This is a genomic window from Enteractinococcus helveticum (assembly GCF_020742345.1).
GTDB classification, from domain to species: Bacteria; Actinomycetota; Actinomycetes; order Actinomycetales; family Micrococcaceae; genus Yaniella; species Yaniella helvetica_A.
Genome location: NZ_DYXC01000065.1, coordinates 1 through 22582, shown reverse-complemented (window position 1 = coordinate 22582; position 22582 = coordinate 1). Strand labels below are relative to the sequence as shown.

The following is a 22582-nucleotide window of genomic DNA, read 5'->3' as shown; positions in this document are numbered from 1 at the left end:
CGCCTCAACGGCAACGAACGAGACCGCCATATGAACCTGCGAAAAACCGCCAAACGAAGTTAACAGTCACATTCTGACCTGCGTTTACAGCATACTCTCGTCGGGCCAGCAGGCGTGTAAAAGGGTATACCCGCTTTACGCGCCAAACATAACTCGAGCTATCAAATCGGCTTGTCGAGTCGGTGCGTTTGGGTACGCTTCAATAGGGTTCTTGTTCGCCTCGGTTGGGCAGACAACTATATGAACATAAGAAAACCGCCGCCCGAAGGTGTGAGTTGTACCGACGCTATAGAGATGAGGGGTTGTGTTTACCGAAAGTTGGCCCTGGAAGCGTGAACTTCTGGCATGCGCTCAGCGGTTGCGCGAGGCATCTGACGCGAGTAGCTCACCTGAATGGCTTCGCCCCTGCTATTGCACGTGTCGGACTTCGTCTATCGGGCGGGTTTCGAGGCCTTGTTCTCTGGCGATGAGCAGCAGGTCTGTATCAGTATCGTGAGCTTCGATTTGGGCCAGCACGGCGTCGGCATTCCAAATTTCTCCAGTGTTGCTGGCCAAAAACTCAACGGGTCGGTCAAAGCGTTTGTGCAGCGTGGTTGCCAGGGTCGGATCGAGCGGTCCCACCAGGATCAGCCGTCCGGCTTTCGTTGAGGAGACATCGGGTGTCCTGCTTTCTGGTTTGGCGGGCGCGTTGCGACTATCTTGGCGTAGCACCGCAGCGTGGTACGCGATGATGATCAGCCCGGCGGTCAGGTACCCGAGTTCAGTGCGGACGTCGTACAGCGTGGTCAGACTCAGCTGGTTTTCCATGACGTCAGCGATGATCTCGGCCACGGCTGCGATCAGCGCGACAACTACCGTGATGACGGCGGTTCCCACCAGCACGATCAGATAGATCCGGCGTGGGGTTGCGGTGAGTTCAACCTCGGGGTGTTCAGCTGCCGCGCGCTGGACCAACCGCCAGTGCGACCACCACAGCGGAGCACCCACGATGATCAGCGTTAGGCCTTGCAGCAGGGTATTGATCGGCTCGTGGGACAGCTGGGCCGGGGTGATCGAATCCACCAGGGCCACAACCAGCAGCCCGGCCCCAGCGGCCGCGGCAATCGCGCCAATGCCCGACACGAGGTACTGATACACCCGGTGCAGCGGAGTATGGGTGGCCGCATCGAGCAGGTCGCGGTGATACCACCAGATCATCGCGCCAATAATCAGGGCAGCCAGGGCTTGTGGCCATTCAAACCAGGTGACAAATGGCCCTGGGTCGCCCAGCAAGTGCACCAGCCCGCGCCACAGCAGGGCTTGGGCCCCGACCAGTGCCGTCGTCAGGCCACCGGCGACACCCAAGAGTAGAACGTAGGCGTGCCAAGTGGTGCCGCGCGGCAGCTTGCTGGCCGAGATCAACCAGTAGACAATCCACAGCAGCGCACCGCTAACGAACAGTCCGGCTGCCGAACCCAACGGGACGAAAGAACCGACCAGAATCTGGGTGCCGGTGAGCATCTCCAGCGACGTCGCCAACAGGTCGATGAGCCCGCCGGCGGCCAGCACCAGGCCAATGGTCGAGCCCAGCAGCAGGTGCGCGACCGCATTGGTTTGTGCCAGGGTGCGTTGAATAACCCGCCAGTGGATGGTCCACATAATGGCCCAGATGATCAGGTGGGCCACGGCGTCACCGTCGAAACTTTGTGTGCCCAGCGCCCTGGTGAGGCTTTCGGACAGTTTGGCCGCGGTCATGGCCGCACCGGTTAGCGATGCGGCGGTCAGATAGGCCTGATAGATCAGCGATTCGCGTTCTTCGGGGTCTTTGCGGTGAGCCCTCATCACCCACCAGATCAATAACGCGGTAATCGGCAGCCCGATGACGACGGCGGTTACGGACTGGGCAAATAGCAGGGGTTCATCGAAGTCTGGTGTGCTACCAAATGCGCGGGCCAACAGGTCGGCGGCACCATTGGCCACCGCCAAGACCATGGCATAGAGCAGCACGTATTGGAAGGCGCGGCGGAACATTTGGCCGGTGAGGCTTTGGCCCTGCATGCGTCGTGCTGCGACGACGATGAATCCGATGGCCCCGATCAGCAGGGCGAGCAGGAGGATCGTGATGCTCATAGCATGCCTGCACAAATGTAGACGGGCCAGGGGCTACCGGTGATCAGCCAGTCACCTTCGGCTTGGATTAGTTCGAATTGTTCTTGGTGCACAAAGGTATCAAAAAATGGTTCGCCGTAGCTGCCGATTTCCACAGCCACGGTCGCGCGGTCGCCGTCGACGTTTGCTTGGAAGAATGAGATCGCGGTGTCCTGCGGATAGTAAGACTGTTCAAAGTGGCTCACATTGCAGGCCAGAGCAGGATCGAGGTGGCGTAGTGCGGCCGGATAGTTTTGGTCGACGACGGCTTGAACATAGCTTTGGACGGTGGCTTCTGGTGAGTCAGGTGCCCACCGGGCGGTTTGGTCGCGGTTGGCAAATATCGCAGCAAGTATCGCCACGATCACGATCAGACCCGTGATGACGGCGAGTACAACGTTGGACACCTGCTTCATAACCTAAGTATCAGCCTGTGAGAGTCGGTTGGCAAGGGGATGAGGGTTGTGGCGTCAACACCGAAACCCGGCCCCGGCAACGTTGCGTTGTCCGGGACCGGGCTGCGTTGTGAAACGGGGTTAGAATTCGCGGGCAATCATGTCTTTCATGACCTCGTTCGTGCCGGCGTAAATCTGTTGGACGCGGGCTCCGGCGTACATGCGGGCGATGGGGTATTCCATCATGAATCCGTAGCCGCCCCAGAGTTGTAGGCAGCGGTCGATGACGTTGTTTTGCACATCGGTGGCCCAGTATTTGGCGGCTGATGCTTGTTCGCTGGTCAGCCGTCCGGCGTCGTGTTCGTTAATGCAGTAGTCAATGAAGGTTTTGGCGGCCAGGGTTTCGGTCGCGCATTCGGCGAGCACGAATTTGGTGTTTTGGAAGTCCATGACCGTGTGGCCGAAGAGTTGGCGTTCTTTGGTGTAGGCGATGGTTTGGCGGACGGCGGCTTCGGCTTGTCCGACACCGGAGATTGCCACGGCTAAGCGTTCTTGGGGCAGCTGTTGCATGAGCTGGATGAAGCCTTTTCCTTCGCCGGCTTCGCCACCCAGGATGTTGGCTGCCGGTACTCGCATATTGGTGAAGGATAATTCGCGAGTGTCTTGGCCGTGACCGCCCAGTTTTTGCAGGACACGACCGCGTTGGAAGCCTTCTAGACCGTCGACTTCGGCGACCACCAGGGAGACCCCGCGGGCGCCGGGCTGATCATTGGTGCGGGTGACAATGATGACCAGATCAGCTTGGGTCCCGTTGGTGATGAACGTTTTGGAGCCGTTGATGATCAGGTCATCGCCGTCCCAGGTCGCGTTGGTGCGGATGGCTTTCAGGTCGGAGCCGGTGGTGGGTTCGGTCATGGCGATGGCGCCGACCAGTTCTCCGGAGGCTAGTTTGGGCAGCCAGCGCTGTTTTTGTTCTTCGGTGCCGTAGTCTGCGATGTAGGGGGCCACAATGCTGGAGTGGATGGCATAGCCCCAGGAGTCGTCCGTGGCCAGGCCTTGTTCATACAGGACGACGGCTTCGTGGCTGAAGTCTCCGCCACCGCCGCCGTATTCTTCCGGTACGGAGATGCATAGCAGCCCGTTGTCGCCGGCTTTATTCCATAGGTCGCGGTCGACCTGGTGGTTTTCGGCGAAGCGTTCGGCGTGCGGGGTGATTTCGGTGGCCATGAATTCGCGGGCCATTTCGCGCAGATCGGAGTGTTCTTCGGTTTCCCAAATCGGATGGTAGTTGTCCAGTATCATGGCTGTTCCTTAGCGGGTTGAGACCGTTCCGGTCTTTTCGGCTATTGGGGAGATAAAGATGGGCTTGATTAGCCAAGCGACTCCGACGGTGACGGCCACGGAGCCGGCGAATACGGCGATGCCGATCCAGTCGCCGGTGTCGCGGGCGGTGAACATCATGTTCAGGTTGCGTAGCACTCCGGTGGTGAACACCAAGAACAGGTGCACGATGATGAACAGGATGAAGTAGACCATGGTGGCAAAGTGGGTGGTGCGGGCCACCGGTAAGGGGAAGATCCTATTGATGCCTTGGGCTTGTTGTGGCCACCAGGTGGATAAGCGCAGTCCGGTGAGGACCGCTATTGGTGCGGCGATGAACACGGTGACAAAATACGTCATGATCTGCAGCGCGTTGTAATAGATCCAGGCGTTGTCGGCTGGCCAATCCAAGGACACATACTGGATGCCCGCCGAGACCAGGTTGGGGAAAATATCCCAGTTGGTGGGTACGATGCGCATCCAGTGGCCGGTGGCAAATACCATAATGTAGAAGATCAGCCCGTTGAGTACCCACAAGACGTTGAACGACTGGTGGATCCATTGTTGGATCGACACTTTGGCCGGGGTGTTTGTTTTGGTGGGCGAATAGAATCCGCCCTTGGTGGGTGTCCAGTAGGCCTCGGGGCGTTCCTGATTGCGGATCAGCAACCCGGAGCGGATGACCATCACGATAATGAAGAAGTTAAAGAAGTGCTGCCACCCCACCCAGGCCGGGATCCCGGCCTCGACCCCGTCCGGGTGGGTTGGGGTGCCCTGGTAGGTTGCAATAAATTCCGCCACCGGGTCTAAGGTGCGTAGCCACTGGGCGAGCAGGACGAGTCCGGCGGCCACCACCGCCACGCCCAATAATGTCAGCACGACCTTGGCTGTCTTCGATAGTTTCTGCTTTTCGGGCTTGTCAGCAATGGGTTCAGCAGTCTTGGCCGCCGGGGCCACCGGTTCGGGCATCCTAACGTGTGGCTGGGTTCGTGCTGCAGCGGGTTCACCCATACGTTTGGGCGCTGAGGCAGCTGGTGGGCGGATGCGTTTGGGAGCGGGCTGCTCGGCGACTGGTTCAGCAACCGTGGCGGCAGGGGGTTCTGTTACTGGTTCGGGTGCTGGCGTTTCCGCCACGGTGGGTGCAGTGGCTGGGTGACCAACTTTCAGCGGTTTCCAACCGTCCATACGACGACGCGGCAGATCGTCGGTCACCGGAGCCGGTGCCGCCTGCGCTGCGGCTACCGGTGCAACAGTCGCTGGCGTAGGCGCAGCATCATCAACGGGTTGTTCGATGGCTTCTTCTGGCGCAGCACTCACCGCAGCAGACGTCACAGCGGTATCGTGTGCCACGGTGAGCGGCTGCCATCCGGCCATCCGACGGCGTGGCACATTCGGATCTTGCACCGGCCCTGGTGGCGTGGCCGCTGGGGCGGGTGCCATCGTCTCGGTCGCGTCGGCCACCTTGGCTTCGGCAACGGCCGGCGTACCGGGTGTCGTTGGTGCGGACGTCTTAGCGACCGGAGTCGGTGGCTCGGCGGCAGCTACCGGGGCTGCGGTGTTGGCCACGGTGAGTGGTTGCCAGCCGGCCATGCGACGTCGCGGGATATGTTCATCTTGGATGACACCGCTGGTCTGGACTGGTGCGGCCTGGGGTGCAGCAGCTTCTGGTGGTGCCGCGGTTTGCGGTTCAGGGGCAGATTGTTCTGCGACAGGTGTGGCAGTAGGGGCAACGGGTTCGGGTTCAACTGCGGGCGTTGGCGGCGCTGGGGCGTCGGTGTTTTCGACGGCCAGTGGCTGCCATCCGAGCATGCGACGTTTTGCCATAAATATCAGCTTTTACGGGCTTTGAGTTCGTCAACAACGTTGGGCAGGACCTCAAAGAGGTCGCCAACCACACCGAAGTCGGCCACATCAAAGATGGGCGCATCGTCGTCCTTGTTGATGGCAATAATGGTTTTGGCGGTTTGCATGCCGGCTAGGTGCTGGATGGCACCAGAAATGCCCACGGCAATATACAGGTCCGGGGACACTGAGACACCGGTCTGGCCAACCTGCAGGTTATGTGGCACATAACCAGAGTCCACCGCGGCACGCGATGCCCCGATGGCCGCATTGAACTGATCGGCTAAGTCTTCAATGAGCTGGAAGTTTTCTGCCGAACCCACGCCACGACCACCTGAGACGACCACGGAGGCGGCGGTCAGGGCCGGACGATCCGAGGCAGCATCGCTTGCTTCGATCGACACGATCGACGCCCCCGGTCCCGTGGTGACTTGCGCATCCGAGGTCACTACCTGTGGGGTCTCCACGGCGTGAGCCCGATCAGCGATCGCCCCCGGACGGATCGTAGCGATCATCAGCCCGCCTTCTACGGTGGATTCGGTGTTGTAATCCCCACCGAATACCGCGTGTTGTACCACGGGTTCTTGCCCGTCGGCGTCCCAATACAGTCCGGTGGCATCGGCCGCCACCGCGCCTTTGGCGGCAATGGCAATCCGCCCGGCAATGGCGGCGTTGACCGGGGTGTGCCAGGTGAGTACCAGCGAGACACCATAGTGCTGCACCGCGGCAACACCGGCAGCAACCTCAGCTGTGCCCAGCTGATCGGTCGGGCCTTCGTGGACAAAAATTTCGGTAGCACCGGCCGCCCCCAGGGCGGCAATAGTCTCGGCATCCGGGGTGGCGGTCACCACCGCAACAGGGTCACCAATGGTCGAGGCAGCACCCAGGATTTCGGCAGGATCAGTGTTGGCTACAAGCGCGAGCACTTTCGACAAGACGGGACGCTCCTTAGATAAGGTGCCGGGTGGCAAGGAAATCGACAAGTTCTGTAGCAGCCGTATCGCCGGAGACTTTCACACCGGCTTCCCGCGGCGGACGCTCCGCGGCCGAGACCATCACATTGCGCACATAGGCGGCATCCGGGCCGGCAGCCAACCCCAGTTCCTGGGCGGTGGTGACGGTAATGTCTTTCTTCTTGGCCTCACGAATCGCTTTGAAGTTTGGCAGCTTGGGCTCCCCAGCTTTTTCCGTCAGCGACACAATCGCCGGTGTAGGAGCAGATAGGGTCAGTTTTTCGGCCTCGGTATTGGCCACTGCCGTCACCGTGCCATCAGCAATCTCAAGCGAATCAGCCGCCACAATATGCGGACGCCCCAGCATCTCGGCCATCATTGCCGGCACCATACCCCCGGCACCATCGGTTGAGGCAGCACCGGACAACACCAGATCCGCATCCGATACTGCAGCAGCCAACACGCGCGCAGTTTGCACCATATCCGAACCCGCCAGGGCATCGTCCACAATATGCACCGCCCGATCAGCAGCTAACGCTAAGACCTTACGAATCGCCTTATCCGCACCGGCAGGGCCCATCGTCACCGACACCACCTCGGTAGCCGTGCCGTTGTTTTTCAGCTCAGCGGCCACCGCACACACGCGTTCATCAATCTCATCGACCACATTCTCAGAGGCTTCCCGAACCAACATGCCGGTGTCCAACGAGATCTGACGCTTCTCATACGTGTCAGGCACCTGCTTGACGAGCACTACAACTTTCATATACACCTCATCATGATGACAGAGTGATGACATTCACTGGGACTGTATATTCGTACAATATACCGTACAATTTAGACGTCCAGAAGAGCTCGAGAGTTGCCGCCCGCGTGACTCCTAACACCCATCTTATAAAGGTCCGCGCATGTCCAATCCCGTTATCAACACAGATCTAACCGCCAAAGCTCGTATTCGCCAGGTCGCTCTGGAATTATTTGCGCTCAACGGTTCTGACGGAACCTCCATGCGAGCCATTTCATCACGAGCCGGGGTGACCGTGGGGCTCATTACCCACCACTTCGGGACCAAAGCTGGCCTCATTCAAGCTGTCGAGGACGATCTTCTGGATGGTATTGCCAACGCGATCGCCTACCAGGAATCCGACGAAAGTGTGGACGGCGTCGTCAGGAAACTCGACCAACGCCTGCTAGATCACATTGACGACAACCCACTGGTTGCCGCGTATCTGCGCCGCATGATGCTCATCGAGGGCAATGGGGCCGGATCAGATCTGACTGAACGCTTTACCCGATTGGCACTGCGACAGATTCAGGATTTGCGACGTCATGGGATTGCTTCGACGTCGCGCGAACCGGAAGACCAAGTCATGCAGGTCATGCTCGTGAAACTCGGCCAGGTGCTGATGCAACCGTTCGTCGATCAGATTGCCGGGCATTTAGGCCGCGACCCGCAGCGCTATCAGCTCAGTTTGCGCAAGACTCGCAGCGCATGAACTTTCCGCTGAAATAATACATCTTTGGTTATGCGTGGCATCTCGCGCCCTAGATTGCATTAAGCCCGTGCTCGGGATCTTGGGGTGAGGTGGTGTTGTCATGGGGCGATACTGCGCCTTCCTCTTCGCGGGAACTCATAGGTCTCACCTCCAGACAATGGTTGCCCTTGGCCCCACGCTAACGGGTACGGCCAACTGGGTGAAGAGGTCTGTGCAGAACGTTGTGCACACCTCTTGGTAGTGGAGTAAATACGGCGGAAGATCCTGCAGCCCAAGGCACTCGAGCACACGGAACGGTTGCACCAGCGGTCTATCGACCTTCATGGCTCAGACACTGTGTCAACAACTAGCCAGGAATTAGCTGAACTCTATGCTGAGGCAAGTGTCATAGACGGTATTGCCGACGACGCCACTATCGCTGCTACCCAGGACATGTCGCGTCTGACGATCACAGCATCGCACCTGGTTGACGAACCCAGGTCACGTTGATCAGCCACCCTATTGCAGGGATCGGGTTCTACGTCAGCCTTGACGACGTGAACCGCTCGCTACAAGACGGCAACACGGCAACGACACACGATCTGGGCATACTGGCCGAATATCTCCGATCCAGAACCGATCTGCAATCATTCGATTGCCCCGTCAATCTATCTGGAATCCTGCAGCTGACATAGCGGTTTGAGAACCGCGGGATTAAACACGGTGGAAAACGCTGCAGCGAAATCTTGGTCGGATGACAATGATCTTACGTTCGAAACCCGCACCCCGGGTCATTGTCCAAAAGGAGCTGAACCGATGTTGAAACTGTCACCAGAATCTGAAGCAGTGGTCAAAGAAACCGCCGGCGTCGTCGCAGAAATTGCCGATGATGCCACCGTGATTTTCTACCGCGACATGTTCGAGGCCCACCCCGAACTGCTCAATGTTTTCAACGTAGCCAACCAAGCGATCGGCGAGCAGCCCAAGGCGCTGGCGGCATCGGTGGTGGCGTTTGCGGTGCACCTGATTAACCCGGAGGCCCCAGATTTCACGCCGATCATGCAGCGCATTGCCCACAAACACGTTTCATTGGGCATCAGCCCAGAACAATATTTGATCGTTGGGCACTACCTGCTGGGTGCGGTGGCCAAAGTACTCGGCGATGCGGCAACCCCCGAAATTGCTGCCGCCTGGGATGAGGTCTACTGGTTATTTGCCACCTCCCTGATTGCCGAAGAGGCACGCCTATATGCCAATGCCGGAACCGATCCGAAGGTCCCCTACCGTCCGTACCGTGTGGTGGAGCGTTTTGAGGAATCCGATGAGGTCTTCTCACTGCTGCTCTCCCCCGTCGACGGCGTTGTGCCTGGCCACTATACGGGGCAGTATGTTTCGATTGCGGTGGATCTGCCTGACGGTCGCCGTCAACCACGCCAGTATACGATCTCTTCCGGTCCGCGCGGCGACTCCCTGCGTGTGACCATCAAACGCGTGCGCGGCGTCAATGGCGCACCCGATGGTCGAGTGTCGGGTTGGCTGTACGACTACGCGACCCCCGGCACGATTCTGGATGTCTCCCAGCCGGCCGGTGACGTCATTTTGGATGACACCGATAAACCACTCGTGCTGGTCTCGGCGGGGATTGGTATTACGCCGGTTGCCGCGATCATGGAGGATTTGTCGCGCCGGCAACCCGAGCGCACGGTCCGGTTATTCCACGCGGATAAGACTCACGCCCACCATGCACTCTATGACGGGTTGCGCCGTCAGGTGCTGGCAATGGCCGATGCTCGTGCGCAGAACTGGTACGAGGAAGGTGCCGAAGAGGCTCCGACCCTGCACCCTGCGCGTCCGGGGTTCATGGATTTATCTGACGTGGAACTGCCGGAAAACGCCGAGGTGTTCATGTGCGGTCCCCTACCGTTTATGCAGATGGCGCGTAAGACTTTGATGGACCAGGGTGTGCCGTCTGAATCGATTCATTACGAAGTGTTTGGCCCGGATATGTGGGCTCAGAACCCAACCAGCGTATAGCAAGAAGAACCTTCAGGCGGTAGCGTAAGAACCACGTGGACCAAGTTTTCTTGGTGACTGTAACCAGCGAAAGGCGGCAGTCATGGAGCGTGGCAACACTACACCCGGCCAGCATCCGCAACGTCCTGATCCGGAACAGGGCCGTTCGGCAACCCGGATGGGATTTTTTATGGTTCCGGTGTTCTTCTTTGGTGCCGTGGTCCTCATTGGTATTGGCGTCACCTTTTTGAGCATGCCTGACCAGCCAGCCGTGTGGGCTTATGTGGCCTTTGCGCTGGCTGGTGTATGCGTCATTTTTGCTATCCGACGCATTGTGAGGATTTCCACCGGGAAGGAAAAGTACTAGGCCTGAACAGGGCAGTCGGTTTCGGTTGTTTCAGCAGTTACGCGCTGCTGGGCGGCCAGGGCGAATGCAGCGAGCTCGGCATCGGTGCGGTGACCATCGATGCCGGGCGTTACTGCTTTCACGTCATGTTCATCCGGCGTTTGGTCGTCCTGGAGCCCGAGTACCAGCAGGCAACTGTGTGCGGTGGTAAATGGGTGTAGACGACGCAGTTGCAACGGCCCGTCAACCTGTTCAAGTTGTTGGCGTACCAGTTTGGCGTGCACCGAGCACACCGCCGGGCGGTCTGCTTCTAATAGGTCCTGATAAATACATGGTTTGACGTCCACGGTCAGCTGGTCGTTGTCGATCACGGGTTCCATGCCGACGTCGTCGAGGTGTTCATAGAGCACATCTAACTGGTGCTGCGCGTCGTCTGGTAGGTCTTGGCCGGTATCGAGTTCGGGACTCAGGCGCCGCAGGAGTTTACCGCGAGCGCGGGCCTCTTCGGCGCGTTCTCGGGCGGTAGGGTTGTGGTCGGCGTCTTCGAGCGGATGATACTCCATGGGAGGTCGACCGCGGCGGCCGGTATCGATGGGTGTTGCGGTGATGAACCCTTCGTCTTCGAGCACTCGCAGGTGATCACGTGCGGTGTTGACGTGAATCTCGGCGGCTTCAGCAAGCGCCTTGAGGGTCTGGCCGGGCTGCCGTTGGATGGCGTGGAGCAGTTTGAGCCTGCTGCCTTCCGTCAGTCCCCGGTAATCGGTAACTCTGCGAGGCATGTCATTATTTTAGGGACACCTGCTACATTACTGGCCAGTTACTTCGCGATGGGCGGGACTTGCGTCATGCATCAGCCGGTGTGCTTGCTCCGTGGGCTTTTAGGGTGGAGCGTTTCAGCCTTGTGCGCGACGGTATACAGTCTCGCGATGCCCCTGGCCGCCTTGCCGGTCCACAATGCCTTCCGAAACCAGGCGTTGGATTCCGTAGCGGGTTTGGGACAGACTCAAATTCGCGGCCTGAGCAATGTCGTGGATGTTCATGGTCCCCTCCCCCAGGACGTTCCACAATGTGGCACCATGTTTACTCGCTGCCGCCGCCTTGGCCGCAGCGTCATGCTCGTCATTGCTGTGTGGCGCTGGCGCACCGGAGGCAACAGGGTGCACGGGTTGCGCTGCGGGTGCAGCATCAGGTGCGGGCTGAAATTCAATGGTTCCACCGAATCGTTGGGCATCTGTTCGAAGCCTTGTGTCGTGGAGTCGATAGTTCGTCGAGTTGAGGCTGGCCTGTGCCCGCACCAGTCCCAGATCGGCAAGGCGATCTAACTGGCGTAGCGCACTTTTGGCACCTATTGGGCCGTATTCGCGCCGCAGAGTTTCTGGGCTCCATCGCGTCCCGTCGCTCATCGACACCAGCAAATAACGCTGCTGGGTTGTGAAATGCTCATGTGACGGCAAGCTGGCCAGCCACTGTTGGTCGGTCTCGGTCAATTCATACCGCCGTCCGACAGCAACGGTGAAATATAATCCAGAATCGGTATAGGTCGGCGCATAGAGCCCTGCACGGCGGAGCGCCCAGTGCACGTCTCGAAGCGTATGGTGTGCTGGATCGACGATTCGGTGGCCGCCGCTGACCGAGACGAACCTGCAGATTTCATACAGCGAAGTATTCACGGCCGTTTCACCAGGTTCACGACCAAGCTGGTTCAGGTTGATCCGGTGTAACCCGCCGGGGTTCCTCACGGTCAGTTCGTCTTCGTGTAATTCTAATTGCACGCTCTGTCCCAGGGTTTGCGAGCTGAGGTCTCTATGCACAAGCGCATTGGTGAGGAGTTCTCGGATGACGGCGATTGGGATGTTGCTGCTTCGCGGGTGAGCCTGATGTTCAGGGCGTGGCCCTGACTGCCCTGCTTGGCGCATGACCCAGCGGACGGCGTCGTCCACCATCACCGGCACGGCACCTTCAAAACGCTGCTGCTCGACGTTTGCAGTATTTCCCGAAGCTCGCACCCCGGCGGTGATCCGGAGGTTCGGAAAGAATTGTTGCGGATACCGCCCCAGCGCGTAGAGGCCAGCCAGTGTCAGCAGACCGTCGTGCGACATGACACCTTTTGCTTGGAGGATGTCTTCGTCGCTGGTTTGATGCAGGTACGTGGACTCCTGGCGGACGGCTTCGACAAAATCTTGCACTAGCGTCTTATCAAGATACTCCAGTCCCGATCCGGAAATGACTTGACCATCATGCGACGTTGCCTGACGCGCATTGTGCAGTTGTTGAATCTCTGAGACGCCAAGCGGATAATTGCCGTATTCGTTCCGCACGTACGCCTGATGTGTTGCCGTGACACGATATGGCCAAACGGCTGGGTCCGGCGCGGGAACGTTGACCACCAGCATGCTGTGGTCTTCGAAGCTGGCCCAAAAGAACTGTACAGGGATACCCGGGCTCACTCGATGTCGAGCCAGCGTTTGGATCTGGGCTTGAAGCGTTTCTGTTTCGAAACCAGCATTGAATTGTGATGCATTTTGGTCCGGCAGGTTGAGCAGAATGGATCCGCCGCTAGGCATATTTGCGAATGCACACAGCGTCTCAACCAGCGTCTCGTTCACGATGTCGCACAGGGCAACGCTCAGCGGTGAACTGGTCCCCTTTTGCAGCGCCTGGACAGCCTGATGAAACTCTGCAGCTGAAGTAATCATAGTTTCAAAGTCTACCCCAAGCACCTAAATATTCACTTCAACATATAACTTTGAATATTATCTCTTGCCTTGATATTGCAGGCGTTCCGGGCTTTTCTTGGATTGACACGGAAGACAAGGCGGAACTCTCATAGTTCTAAAGTATTCGGAAATACTGTACGACTAAGGTGAGCTCGACGTTGTGTTCCCTCGCGACCAGCTCAGCGGCTGCACAGTCACCTATGTCACTCTATTGGCGACCTGTCGGCGATGGATTTGGGATCTTGATATTCGTGTGTGGCTTCCAGGGCAGCTTGCATCACGTCATAGAAATCGTGGCGCTGTGCATAGGCGGCTCGTTGGATGCGAGCCCCCGAACCGGATTGCAAAATATCAGTCACCACGGTCTCAACGGTGCTGAGTTCGTTATATTCGGTGAGAACCGGTCGGACACCATCCAAGAGTTGGTCCACCACCTCAGCCGCCGGTGCAGGCTTGCCGGTGTCCGGTTGGATAAGTTCTGAGTCCACCCCGTACCTGCTGGCCTGCCACGTCCAGGATCGCAGTACGGTCACCGGAACCGGTGGTGGCTTTTGGTCTTGATTCCTGATGGCTGTTTCCACCAGTGCACGGGTGATAGCAGCGATGACGGCGGCATGCTCAGCTTTCAAACAGACGTCCGCGACTCGAACTTCTATGGTCGGCTGATGATCGCTTGGGCGAGCGTCAAAGTACAACATGCCAGCATCCAACGGGACCTGACTATTGAATAGCGCTTGGCACTGGGTCTCATAGGCTGTCGCGCTGCCGTACATCTCTGTGGGTCCAGAGTTCGGCCAACGGGTCCATTTTTGATACCGATACGAGGCAAAGCCACTATCTACCCCTTTGGCAAAGGGCGAGTTGCCGCTCAAGGCCAGCAATACCGGCAGCCAAACTCGGATACGATCCAATGCGATCACGGCTTCTTCTCGGGAGTTGATGGCAACATGGATGTGAAACCCATTGGTCAGCTGAGCAAAGGCGGTCGCACCAAAACGTTCCCTGATCTGCTGATTGCGCTCCCCCGGCACAATGTGAGTGGGGTGATTACCGGGGTCCAGGGGCAGCGCCACAACTGTACCGCCCGCGAGAGCAGCGGCCTTTTGTGCTAGCGTTCGCCCGGTTCGGATGGCTGCTAATTGCTCGGCCAGTGTGTTTTGGGGTGGCGAGTTCACCTCCACCTGCTCTTGTTTAAACTCGGTCGTGAGGCTGTGGCTGCCAGGAGCAGTGTCGCCTTGGCCAGCAACCACCAACATTCCCCGCGGCAGTGGCTCTAGCGACTCGGCGTCTACCAACAGAAGTTCCTCTTCCACCCCGAATGTACGCATCATCACATCCTTTGCTGAGCCAAAAGTGTCTGAGGTTGGTTATCCAACGCCGTGCTGTTGTAGCCACATTTCCAGCAGCCCGACTTGCCACAGCACATTCCCTCCGGTGGGAACATAGTGATCATTGGGATGAGCTAACAGCTCGTCGACAAAGTCATCCCGAAACAGGCCGCGTTCGCGTGCTTCGGGTGCCTGAAGTGCCTCAGTAACCCGAGAAAGCATGGGATCTTGGAGATGTTGGAGCGCTGGCACCGGGAAGTAGCCCTTTGGGCGATCTACAACCTGTATCGGAAGCAGTTCGCGTCCAATGTTTTTCAAAATGCCTTTCCCGTTTTGCGCGGTTCGTAGCTCTGGCGGGCAGGTCACCACGAATTCTACGAACTCATGGTCCAGAAACGGTAAAACCGATTCAAGTCCGGCGGGCATCGACATGCTGCTGACCCGTTTGACAGGATCATCGGCCAGAATCAGCTGAGTTTCAAGCCTCAAGACGGCGTCCACAGCGGTTTCTGCCCCTGGTGCGTTCACATAGTCTTCCAACAGCTCCCGGCTGACATTGGTTTCGATCATCCACTCCTTGGCCAGCACCGCTGCTAGATCCTGGTGGTTGCGATCTTCGAACGCCGCCAGGAATGGTTCGAGGGCGGCCTCGCGCGAGATGCCCTCAGCCTGGCGGTGGTAGGTATATCCAGCGAAAATCTCGTCGGCACCCTGGCCGCACTGCACCACACTGGAGCACTCCGCGACCGACAGCGAGTGCAAATAGAACGCGACGACGTCGTGACTGGCCATCGGCTCGGGCATTGCGGTGATCGCATCGTCCACCGCGGCGTAAAGGTCCTCGGTACGCAACTGCAGCGTGTGATGATCGGTGCCAAATTCTTGAGCCACCCGATCGGAGTATTCAAATTCGTTGCCGGTGTGGGAGCCCACGGACTCGAAACCAACACTGTAGGTGGCAATATCTTTGACACCCGCCTCCGCCATGAGCGCCACGAGCAGACTTGAGTCCAGGCCGCCGGATAACAGGACGCCCATCCGCTCCTTGGAGACGATGCCCCGTTGGACGGCGGCCGCTAATTGTTGCTGGACTGCCTCTTGCCACTGGCTGGCGTTCCAGTCCTGGCGGGCTGTATCGCGAGCGTAATCGGGTTGCCAATACACTCGATCGTGGGATCGACCATCGGCTTCGATAATGCGCATCGTGGCCGGGGGCAACTTAGTGATCCCGGCCAGCAAGGTGCGGGGCGCTGGCACAATGGAATGCCAACTCATGTAGTGGTGCAGCCCGACTTTGTCCAACGATGTATCAATACCACCGCTGGCAATAAGGGCGGGTAGCGTTGAGGCGAAACGCAGTCGGCCGTCGAGTTCGGCTAGATAGAGCGGTTTGATGCCCAATCGATCGCGGCACAGGAGCAGCCGGTTTCGTTGTGCATCTGCCACGACGATGGCAAAGTTTCCGTGCAAGCGGGTGACAAACTCTTGGCCCCAGTGACGATAGGCTGCCAGGACCACTTCGGTGTGTGAGCCGGTGCGAAAACGGTAGTGTTGGGCGAGTTGAGCGTGGAGTTCTTCGCGATTGAATAGCCGCCCGTCAAGTAGCACGGCCAGTTCTCCTGCGGTATCAATGATTGGTTCCGGGGCAGTGTCGTCGGCGTCGTCGTCCAGACGCACTTGTCCGAAGGTCAGCCATCCTTGGTGTCTGACGGTGGGTTCGTGGGCCGAGGTCTTGGCCAGGTGTTTGAGCATGGCGGACACTGGTTGTTGTGCTGCTCGGGTTGTTTTGAATGCAACTTCTCCTGCAATGGCAGTCAACATAAATGATCTAACATCCTCATGGATATTCGGTGTTGTTTATGTCACGTTATTGATGTGCCCTGAGAATCCGCTGGCAGAAGTGGAAGAAGAACCCGTTAAACGCCCGGAGATCCAGCCAACGGCGCATGTGCGACGACGCGGTAGCGTGGTCCGCTGGTGGTTTGGGCACTGCGCACAAGCTGGACGTGCGTGGCCTGCCAGGTGGCCGGTTCTACCGTGTGCTGGGTAAAAGTATCCTCGGCCGGGTCCGGTATGGGATACACCCGGCCGATGGTCACGTGGCCGTGGAATGGTCGTCGACCAGCCCGGCGGTCAGAGGAGAGCTGGCCCAGGCGTTCAATGAACGCCGTCCCCAGCGTTTCCGCGCCGTCCACGGGCACCGCGAGGCTGTTTCGGCCTAACCAGTGGGTGGCGCCTGCAAGTGTCAGCGTGGGCACCGGGAGCTGGGCGGCGATGTCGGTCAGTGAGGTGATCAGGTGGTGTTCGTGGTCGGAAGGTCCAATAAATAGCAACGTGCAATGCAGGTCGGCCGGCTGATTCCAGGAGACCTTCACCGGGTGTTGTGTTGGTAGTGCGGCTTGGATGGTGGTGACGAGTTTGGTGAGATGCGCCTGAATGGGCGGCGGGAGCATGAGTCCGATGAAATAGCGTGTCATGCTGCTGGGGCCTGATCCGTTAGTCGGCGGGTTTTTGTGCCCAGTGAATGGCCATGGTGCCGAACATGTAGGTTCGGTATCCGGTGGCCACGAAGCCGGCTTCTTGCATCATGGCTTCGATGCGGTCGGCGGTATGGAAGGCGCGTGAGGTGCGCGATAGGTACTCGTAGGCGTCGGGGTTTTGGGTGATGGCGTTGGCCAGGCGCGGCACCACATATTTGATGTATGCGGTGGAAAATGGTTTGACGACGTTGCGCGGGGCCGGGGACATCTCCAGGCAGGCCATCATGCCACCGGGTTTGAGCACCCGGAATTGTTCTGCAAGGGTTGTGGGGATGTCGGTGACGTTACGTAGCAGATACCCGTGGGTTACGGCGTCGAATGTGGTGTCTGCATAGGGCAGGTCCATGGCGTCGCCGGGGCGCCAGTGAATATTTTTGCCCCCGGGGCGTGCGCGCGCGACTTCTAGCATCTCGGGGGAGATGTCGAGTCCATGAACTTCGGCCCCGTAGCGTTGATTGGCAGCTTGCAATGCCAAATCGCCGGTACCGGTGGCGATATCTAGGACTTTGGGGGTCGGACCGAGTTTGACGGCGTCAATGGTATCGCGGATGAAGCGGGGTTCTTGGCCCCAGGTCATGACCAGGTTCATGAGGTCATAACGGTCGGCGATATTGTCGAACATATCGGCCACGGTGGCACCGTGGGCGTCTACGGCTACTGGATGTGTGGTCACAATTCCTAAGCCTAACACCCACGGTGTCGCGGCAGCTTTAGTCTTCGATGATGCCGTAAACGGTCAGGCTGGCTCGACCGATCGTGTTACCAAAACGGTTGAAACCAAAGAATGCGTTGGAGGCATCTTCGGGGATGTCGAGGTGTTCGACGCTGAGCGCGTGGACGGTGATGATGTAACGGTGCGCGCCGTGGCCTGCGGGAGGGGCGGCACCGATGAAGCCGCGGCTACCGCCGTCGTGTTTGAGCTGGAAGGCGCCGGCGGGTAGGCCAGAGCCATCGGGGGTACCAGCGTTTTCAGCCAATTCGGTCACGTCGGCCGGGATATTACCCACCGACCAGTGCCAGAAGCCGGAACCGGTTGGGGCTTCGGGGTCAAAAATCGTGACGGCGTAGGATTTGGTGCCCTCTGGTGCACCGGCCCAGGCCAGGTGCGGGGAAATGTCTTGGCCTCCGGGAACCCCCATCAGCCCCGAGTATTGGGCGGTGGGCCATTGTTGGCCATGGTTTACGGTGTTGGAGGTGACAGTAAAATCGGGAACTTCTTCAAGGCGGGCGAATTGGTCGTTCCCGATGCGGGCGAGTTCTTTGATATCAACCATGGTGCTCCTGTACGTTTCACAAACCGGTAGATGCACACCCAGCCTAGCCGAGGTGCCCAGCAAAGAACCCGGCACGTCTGCGCTGGAGCGGAGCCGTTCCGGGTTCTTGAACGAAATGTAGGGTGTTAGTCTTTTTTGTATCCTTCGGTAAAGCCCTTGGCTTTATCGGCGACATCACGGGCAGCGTCTTTAGCTTTTTCAGCGCCTTCTTTCACTTTGCCCTGAGCCTGTTGTCCTTTGCCTTCGGCTTCGGTCTGCGAATCACCGGTTACCTTGCCAAGGCCTTCTTTGATTTTGCCAGTGACTTTATCCTTCATGGAATCAGCTTTTTCATCGAAACCCATCGGTTCCACCTCTGTTCATCTGTTCATCTGGGAAAAGTACGTTTACAACGCTAGTAGCTATTATTTGAAATGTCACCCGATTTCGGTGAACTTTGAGTCAACTGTCAGTTATCGTTTGACCTTTATTGCATCGATTCTTCAAAGTCGACGAGCCGTTCGATGGCGCGCGCCACATTGTCGTAGCCGGCAGCAAACGAGATGCGAACGTATTGGCTGCCGTCGACGCCGTCAAAATCTACGCCCGGCACCAGGGCGACGTGAGCGTGTTCCAACACGGCAGCAGCATAGGCCACGGAGTTGCCATAGCAAGCCAGAGCCTTCTTTGAGGGTTGGGCGTAGTAATAGAACGCCCCGTCGGCTGGTGCGGCATTGCGCCACCCCAGTCGGTGCACGTTGTCTAAGACCAGCTGGCGGGTACGAGCAAATTCTGCGACTTCGGCATCCGATTCGGCATAAGCTTCAGCACTGAATGCTTGGATCGCAGCGTACTGTCCGGCGGCAGGCGGGCACAGCGAAATTGAGCCGGAGAGTCCTGACACGGCCGGTGCCAGATCTTGGGGCATGAGCATCCAACCGAGTCGCCAGCCGGGCATGCCCCAGTATTTGGAAAACGAGGATATAACGATCGCATTGCGATCAAACTCCCAGGCCGAGGTACCCCGATCATCGCCGTAGGTAATGCCATGGTAGATCTCGTCCGATACCAGGCGCACCCCATTGTCCGCACACCAGACGGCTAACTGGCGCATATCTTCACGGTTCACCATGGTCCCGGTGGGGTTATTGGGCGAAGCCAGGATCAGCCCGTCAAGCGGTTGTTCGGCGTGGAATGTTGCAAGGTGGTCCACATTGAATCGAAAGTTGGTCTCCACACCGGCGGGCAGATCAACGACGTCAACGTCGAGCGCACGCAGGATGTTCCGGTAGGCCGGGTATCCGGGACGAGCCAGACCGACCCGGTCGCCGACGTCGAACGCCGCGATAAAACTGGCTACGAAAGCTCCGGAGGATCCCGTGGTTACGGCCACGGACTCGTAGCAGATGTCGAGGTCGTACCAGCGACGGTAGTGGTCGGCTATGGCCTGACGGAGGTTGTTAATCCCCAGTGAGGGGGTGTAGTTGAACACCGGGGACTCCAAATTATGTAACCGGGCGGCCTCCCGGTTGACGGCAGCGGGCGCTCCCCCGCTGGGTTCGCCGGCGCCCAGCGAAATGACGTCGATACCTTGAGCTTTCATAGCATCGACGTCACTGACGATGTCCATGACTTGAAAACGCGCGACTGCGGAACGACGACTTGGGGAGAACTGTGAAGCTGCCATGCCCTCAGTATGCCAAATTCCACCGGTGTACTGTTAGAAGCCGCCGTCGGATGGTGCCATGTTGGCAAAGCGCGAGTAGTGGCCTTGGAAAGCTAATTCGATGGTTTTGGTTGGACCGTTACGGTGTTTTGCTACGATCAGGTCAGCTTCGCCAGCGCGCGGGGATTCCTTATCGTACATATCCTCACGGTGCAACAAAATGACCATGTCAGCGTCCTGTTCAATCGAACCAGATTCACGCAAGTCCGAAACCTGAGGACGCTTATCGGTGCGCTGCTCGGAACCACGGTTCAGCTGCGATAGGGCAATAACAGGTACCTCAAGTTCTTTGGCCAATAGTTTCAGGGCACGCGAGAACTCGGCCACTTCTTGCTGGCGGGATTCCACACGTTTGCCTGAGCTCATCAGCTGCAGGTAGTCCAGCACCACTAATTTGAGGTTGTGCTGTTGTTTGAGACGACGACACTTAGCACGGATTTCCATCATCGACATATTCGGGGAGTCGTCAATAAAAAACGGGGCTTCGTTGAGTCTTTGCAGGGTCAACGCCATCTTGCGCCACTGGCCTTCGTCCAAGGTACCTTTGCGTAAATCCTGCAGTGAGATAGTGGCTTCGGCCGACAATAAGCGCATAGCAATCTCAGTCTTGCCCATCTCCAAAGAGAAGAATGCCGAGGTCATGCCGTGCCCCACGGCCGCAGCACGAGCAAAGTCCAATCCAAGCGTTGATTTACCGACGGCTGGTCGGGCAGCGATGACGATCATCTGACCGCCGTGTAAGCCCTGGGTTAGCTCATCGAATTCATCAAAGTTCGTTGGCACTCCGGAAATGCCGTCCCCTGCTGTTGAGGCGGCTTCAATTTCGTCAATCGTTTCTGCCAGGATATCTCCGAGGGAGACATAATCGTCACCGGTGCGATTCTCGCCCACCTTATAGATCTCAGCTTGAGCCTCATTGACGATGTCTTCGACCTCGCCTTCGGCGTTATAGCCCATCTGCGAGATTTTTGCGCCCACATTGACAATTCGTCGCAAAATAGCTTTTTCTGCGACAATTTCGGCATAGAACGACGCATTGGCTGCGGTAGGAACTGCCTGCACCAGGGTGTGGATCTCAGCGGCTCCCCCAGCTCGGGACAATTCTTTACGCCGATCCAACATTGACGTCACGGTAATCGCATCCGCTGGCTCACCAGAAGCAAACAGGTCGGTAATTGCCGTGTAGATCAGTTCATGACCTGGTGAATAAAAATCATTTGGACGCAGAATCTCCGATACTTCAGCAATTGCATCGGTCGACAACATCATTGCGCCTAGTACGGAACGCTCCGCGTCAAGATCTTGAGGCGGAGTTCGGGGATTGGCTGAGACACCATTTACAGTTTCCATCGCGTTAAAGTGTGCCATCGTTGCGTTGAAAGTACCCTCCCCTGCCCCGGCAGCAGAATGCTGCAACTCAAGCTCGTGAACAGCCGATGCACGCATTCTTGCCCTAATGCCAATATCGGCTGTTACGAGCTAGTACTGGATGAGGTTACCTCCCAGATTCTCCTGTATCAACTGGGGATAACTCCACTGTTGTGGATAACTTGTGTATTACTTCGCACAGGCTGTGCACAAGATGTGGATTATCCGTGGACTACTTATCAACAGTATCCACAAAACCCGTTTTGACTAGGTCGTTTAGTGCTCACAGTCTGTGGATAAAAAGTTTTTTACCCCTATTATTTGGGATTTGACAACTCAAAATTTAAGAGGATTTCACTCTTTTCACACCTGCAACAAAAGTTATCCACAAGTTATACACATCTTGTGGGTAAATTACATTCATGTCATTCCACAACGCTTCGGCATGATTTCCGGCATGTCGCAAAAGCCCAGATTTAAAATAGAGTTATTTCTAAAATTGCAAGTAGCTCGTGGTTTGATCAATCACATGAAAATCGGAACAATTTTCGCGACGAAATCGAGCCAGCTAGCGGAAAAAAATTACTCACGAGATGTAAAAATCCTGTAACACGATTGTTGACCGATCGCGATTAAACTGAATTCAGCTCACATACTGCCAGGCAGACTGACGCAGCAAAAACAAACAACGCTGAGACTCAAACTGCTACAGGAAAGCCCCTTGAGTGGTTGTGAACACCATCGCTTGCTTGCCACATGTTGACAGTGCCACGGGAACTGCGCCACTAAAGTCAAGTGAACTTTTGGCGGCAACTACTGCACCGTCATTGGAATCTCGCGACTTTCGTCGAGGATGATTCATTCCCCACAAGCCCAAAGTGTGATGCGCCTCTCGTGGAGAACGTCAAATTACATGTGTGTAACTTGTGCACACGTGTGGAAATGCTTGTGGATAAGTCTCCTATTTTGAATAATCGCGTTCCCCGAAGATAGCCGTTCCGACCCGTACAACTGTTGCACCTTCTTCGATGGCAATCTCATAGTCATTGGTCATCCCCATCGATAAGCCGCCCTCGCCGATGAGCTCGGGGCGACGCTCCAGCAGGTCGTCCCGCAGGCGGCGCAGAACTGAGAAGTTACGACGAATGATTGTCTCATCATCAGTATGCACGGCCATTG

At 57.5% G+C, this 22582-nt stretch carries 20 protein-coding genes and 1 pseudogene; 4 read left to right on the top strand and 17 right to left on the bottom strand.

Translation table 11 applies throughout. From position 1 onward, the window contains the following. Nucleotides 1-408: 408 nt before the first annotated feature. From K8V32_RS05225 to K8V32_RS05200, 6 genes are all read right to left on the bottom strand, one after another. On the bottom strand, nt 409-2109 hold the full coding sequence (locus tag K8V32_RS05225) for a DUF5671 domain-containing protein (protein ID WP_303903939.1): 1701 nt from the start codon (nt 2107-2109) through the stop codon (nt 409-411). Continuing rightward, on the bottom strand, nt 2106-2543 hold the full coding sequence (locus tag K8V32_RS05220) for a hypothetical protein (RefSeq protein ID WP_303903935.1): 438 nt from the start codon (nt 2541-2543) through the stop codon (nt 2106-2108). Before K8V32_RS05220 ends, K8V32_RS05225 begins: the two co-directional genes overlap by 4 nt. Nucleotides 2544-2663: 120 nt before the next feature. After that, on the bottom strand, nt 2664-3824 hold the full coding sequence (locus tag K8V32_RS05215) for an acyl-CoA dehydrogenase family protein (RefSeq protein ID WP_303903932.1): 1161 nt from the start codon (nt 3822-3824) through the stop codon (nt 2664-2666). A gap of 9 nt (nt 3825-3833) precedes the next feature. Beyond that, nucleotides 3834-5666, bottom strand: coding sequence for a cytochrome b/b6 domain-containing protein (locus K8V32_RS05210; protein WP_303903929.1), 1833 nt, complete (start codon nt 5664-5666; stop codon nt 3834-3836). Between the two features lie 5 nt (nt 5667-5671). Further along, nucleotides 5672-6610, bottom strand: coding sequence for an electron transfer flavoprotein subunit alpha/FixB family protein (locus tag K8V32_RS05205; RefSeq protein WP_303903945.1), 939 nt, complete (start codon nt 6608-6610; stop codon nt 5672-5674). 22 nt (nt 6611-6632) lie between these two features. After that, nucleotides 6633-7403, bottom strand: a complete 771-nt coding sequence (locus K8V32_RS05200) for an electron transfer flavoprotein subunit beta/FixA family protein (protein ID WP_303903926.1) — start codon at nt 7401-7403, stop codon at nt 6633-6635. 142 nt (nt 7404-7545) lie between these two features. Between K8V32_RS05200 and K8V32_RS05195 the strand changes: the two genes are divergently transcribed. From K8V32_RS05195 to K8V32_RS05180, 4 genes are all read left to right on the top strand, one after another. Then, nucleotides 7546-8133 (top strand): TetR/AcrR family transcriptional regulator, encoded by a 588-nt coding sequence (locus K8V32_RS05195; RefSeq protein WP_303903923.1) that lies wholly within the window; start codon nt 7546-7548, stop codon nt 8131-8133. A gap of 336 nt (nt 8134-8469) precedes the next feature. Then, on the top strand, nt 8470-8622 hold the full coding sequence (locus K8V32_RS05190) for a hypothetical protein (protein WP_303903920.1): 153 nt from the start codon (nt 8470-8472) through the stop codon (nt 8620-8622). Nucleotides 8623-8928: 306 nt separating this feature from the next. Continuing rightward, the gene (locus tag K8V32_RS05185) at nt 8929-10146 is read left to right on the top strand and encodes a globin domain-containing protein (RefSeq protein ID WP_369681044.1); all 1218 of its coding nucleotides are present in this window, start codon (nt 8929-8931) and stop codon (nt 10144-10146) included. An 82-nt stretch (nt 10147-10228) separates the two neighbouring features. After that, nucleotides 10229-10492 carry a hypothetical protein gene (locus K8V32_RS05180; protein WP_303903917.1) on the top strand — a complete coding sequence of 88 codons (264 nt, stop codon included), beginning with the start codon at nt 10229-10231 and terminating at the stop codon, nt 10490-10492. Here K8V32_RS05180 and K8V32_RS05175 read toward each other — a convergent pair. From K8V32_RS05175 to K8V32_RS05125, 11 genes and pseudogenes are all read right to left on the bottom strand, one after another. Next, a complete protein-coding gene (locus K8V32_RS05175; protein WP_303903916.1) occupies nt 10489-11250 on the bottom strand; it encodes a helix-turn-helix domain-containing protein in 762 nt (253 codons plus the stop codon). The two genes, K8V32_RS05180 and K8V32_RS05175, sit on opposite strands and share 4 nt — an antisense overlap. Before the next feature lie 114 nt (nt 11251-11364). Further along, nucleotides 11365-13167, bottom strand: a complete 1803-nt coding sequence (locus K8V32_RS05170) for an RNA/DNA-binding domain-containing protein (RefSeq protein WP_303903914.1) — start codon at nt 13165-13167, stop codon at nt 11365-11367. Nucleotides 13168-13391: 224 nt separating this feature from the next. After that, a complete protein-coding gene (locus K8V32_RS05165; protein WP_303903911.1) occupies nt 13392-14519 on the bottom strand; it encodes a glutamate--cysteine ligase in 1128 nt (375 codons plus the stop codon). Between the two features lie 36 nt (nt 14520-14555). Continuing rightward, nucleotides 14556-16337, bottom strand: a complete 1782-nt coding sequence (locus K8V32_RS05160) for an N-acetylglutaminylglutamine amidotransferase (protein ID WP_303903908.1) — start codon at nt 16335-16337, stop codon at nt 14556-14558. Nucleotides 16338-16432: 95 nt separating this feature from the next. After that, nucleotides 16433-16993 carry a 2'-5' RNA ligase family protein gene (locus tag K8V32_RS05155; protein ID WP_303903904.1) on the bottom strand — a complete coding sequence of 187 codons (561 nt, stop codon included), beginning with the start codon at nt 16991-16993 and terminating at the stop codon, nt 16433-16435. A 19-nt stretch (nt 16994-17012) separates the two neighbouring features. Beyond that, nucleotides 17013-17729 (bottom strand): ubiquinone/menaquinone biosynthesis methyltransferase, encoded by a 717-nt coding sequence (locus K8V32_RS05150; protein WP_303903901.1) that lies wholly within the window; start codon nt 17727-17729, stop codon nt 17013-17015. A 37-nt stretch (nt 17730-17766) separates the two neighbouring features. Then, complete coding sequence (locus K8V32_RS05145) at nt 17767-18330, bottom strand: YbhB/YbcL family Raf kinase inhibitor-like protein (RefSeq protein ID WP_303903898.1); 564 nt, start codon at nt 18328-18330, stop codon at nt 17767-17769. A gap of 125 nt (nt 18331-18455) precedes the next feature. Continuing rightward, nucleotides 18456-18674, bottom strand: coding sequence for a CsbD family protein (locus K8V32_RS05140; RefSeq protein ID WP_303903895.1), 219 nt, complete (start codon nt 18672-18674; stop codon nt 18456-18458). 122 nt (nt 18675-18796) lie between these two features. Then, the gene (locus K8V32_RS05135; RefSeq protein WP_303903892.1) at nt 18797-19996 is read right to left on the bottom strand and encodes a pyridoxal phosphate-dependent aminotransferase; all 1200 of its coding nucleotides are present in this window, start codon (nt 19994-19996) and stop codon (nt 18797-18799) included. A 33-nt stretch (nt 19997-20029) separates the two neighbouring features. Continuing rightward, complete coding sequence (dnaB, locus tag K8V32_RS05130; RefSeq protein WP_303903890.1) at nt 20030-21385, bottom strand: replicative DNA helicase; 1356 nt, start codon at nt 21383-21385, stop codon at nt 20030-20032. Between the two features lie 979 nt (nt 21386-22364). Next, nucleotides 22365-22582 (bottom strand): annotated as a pseudogene (locus K8V32_RS05125) (YggS family pyridoxal phosphate-dependent enzyme); the annotation flags it as partial.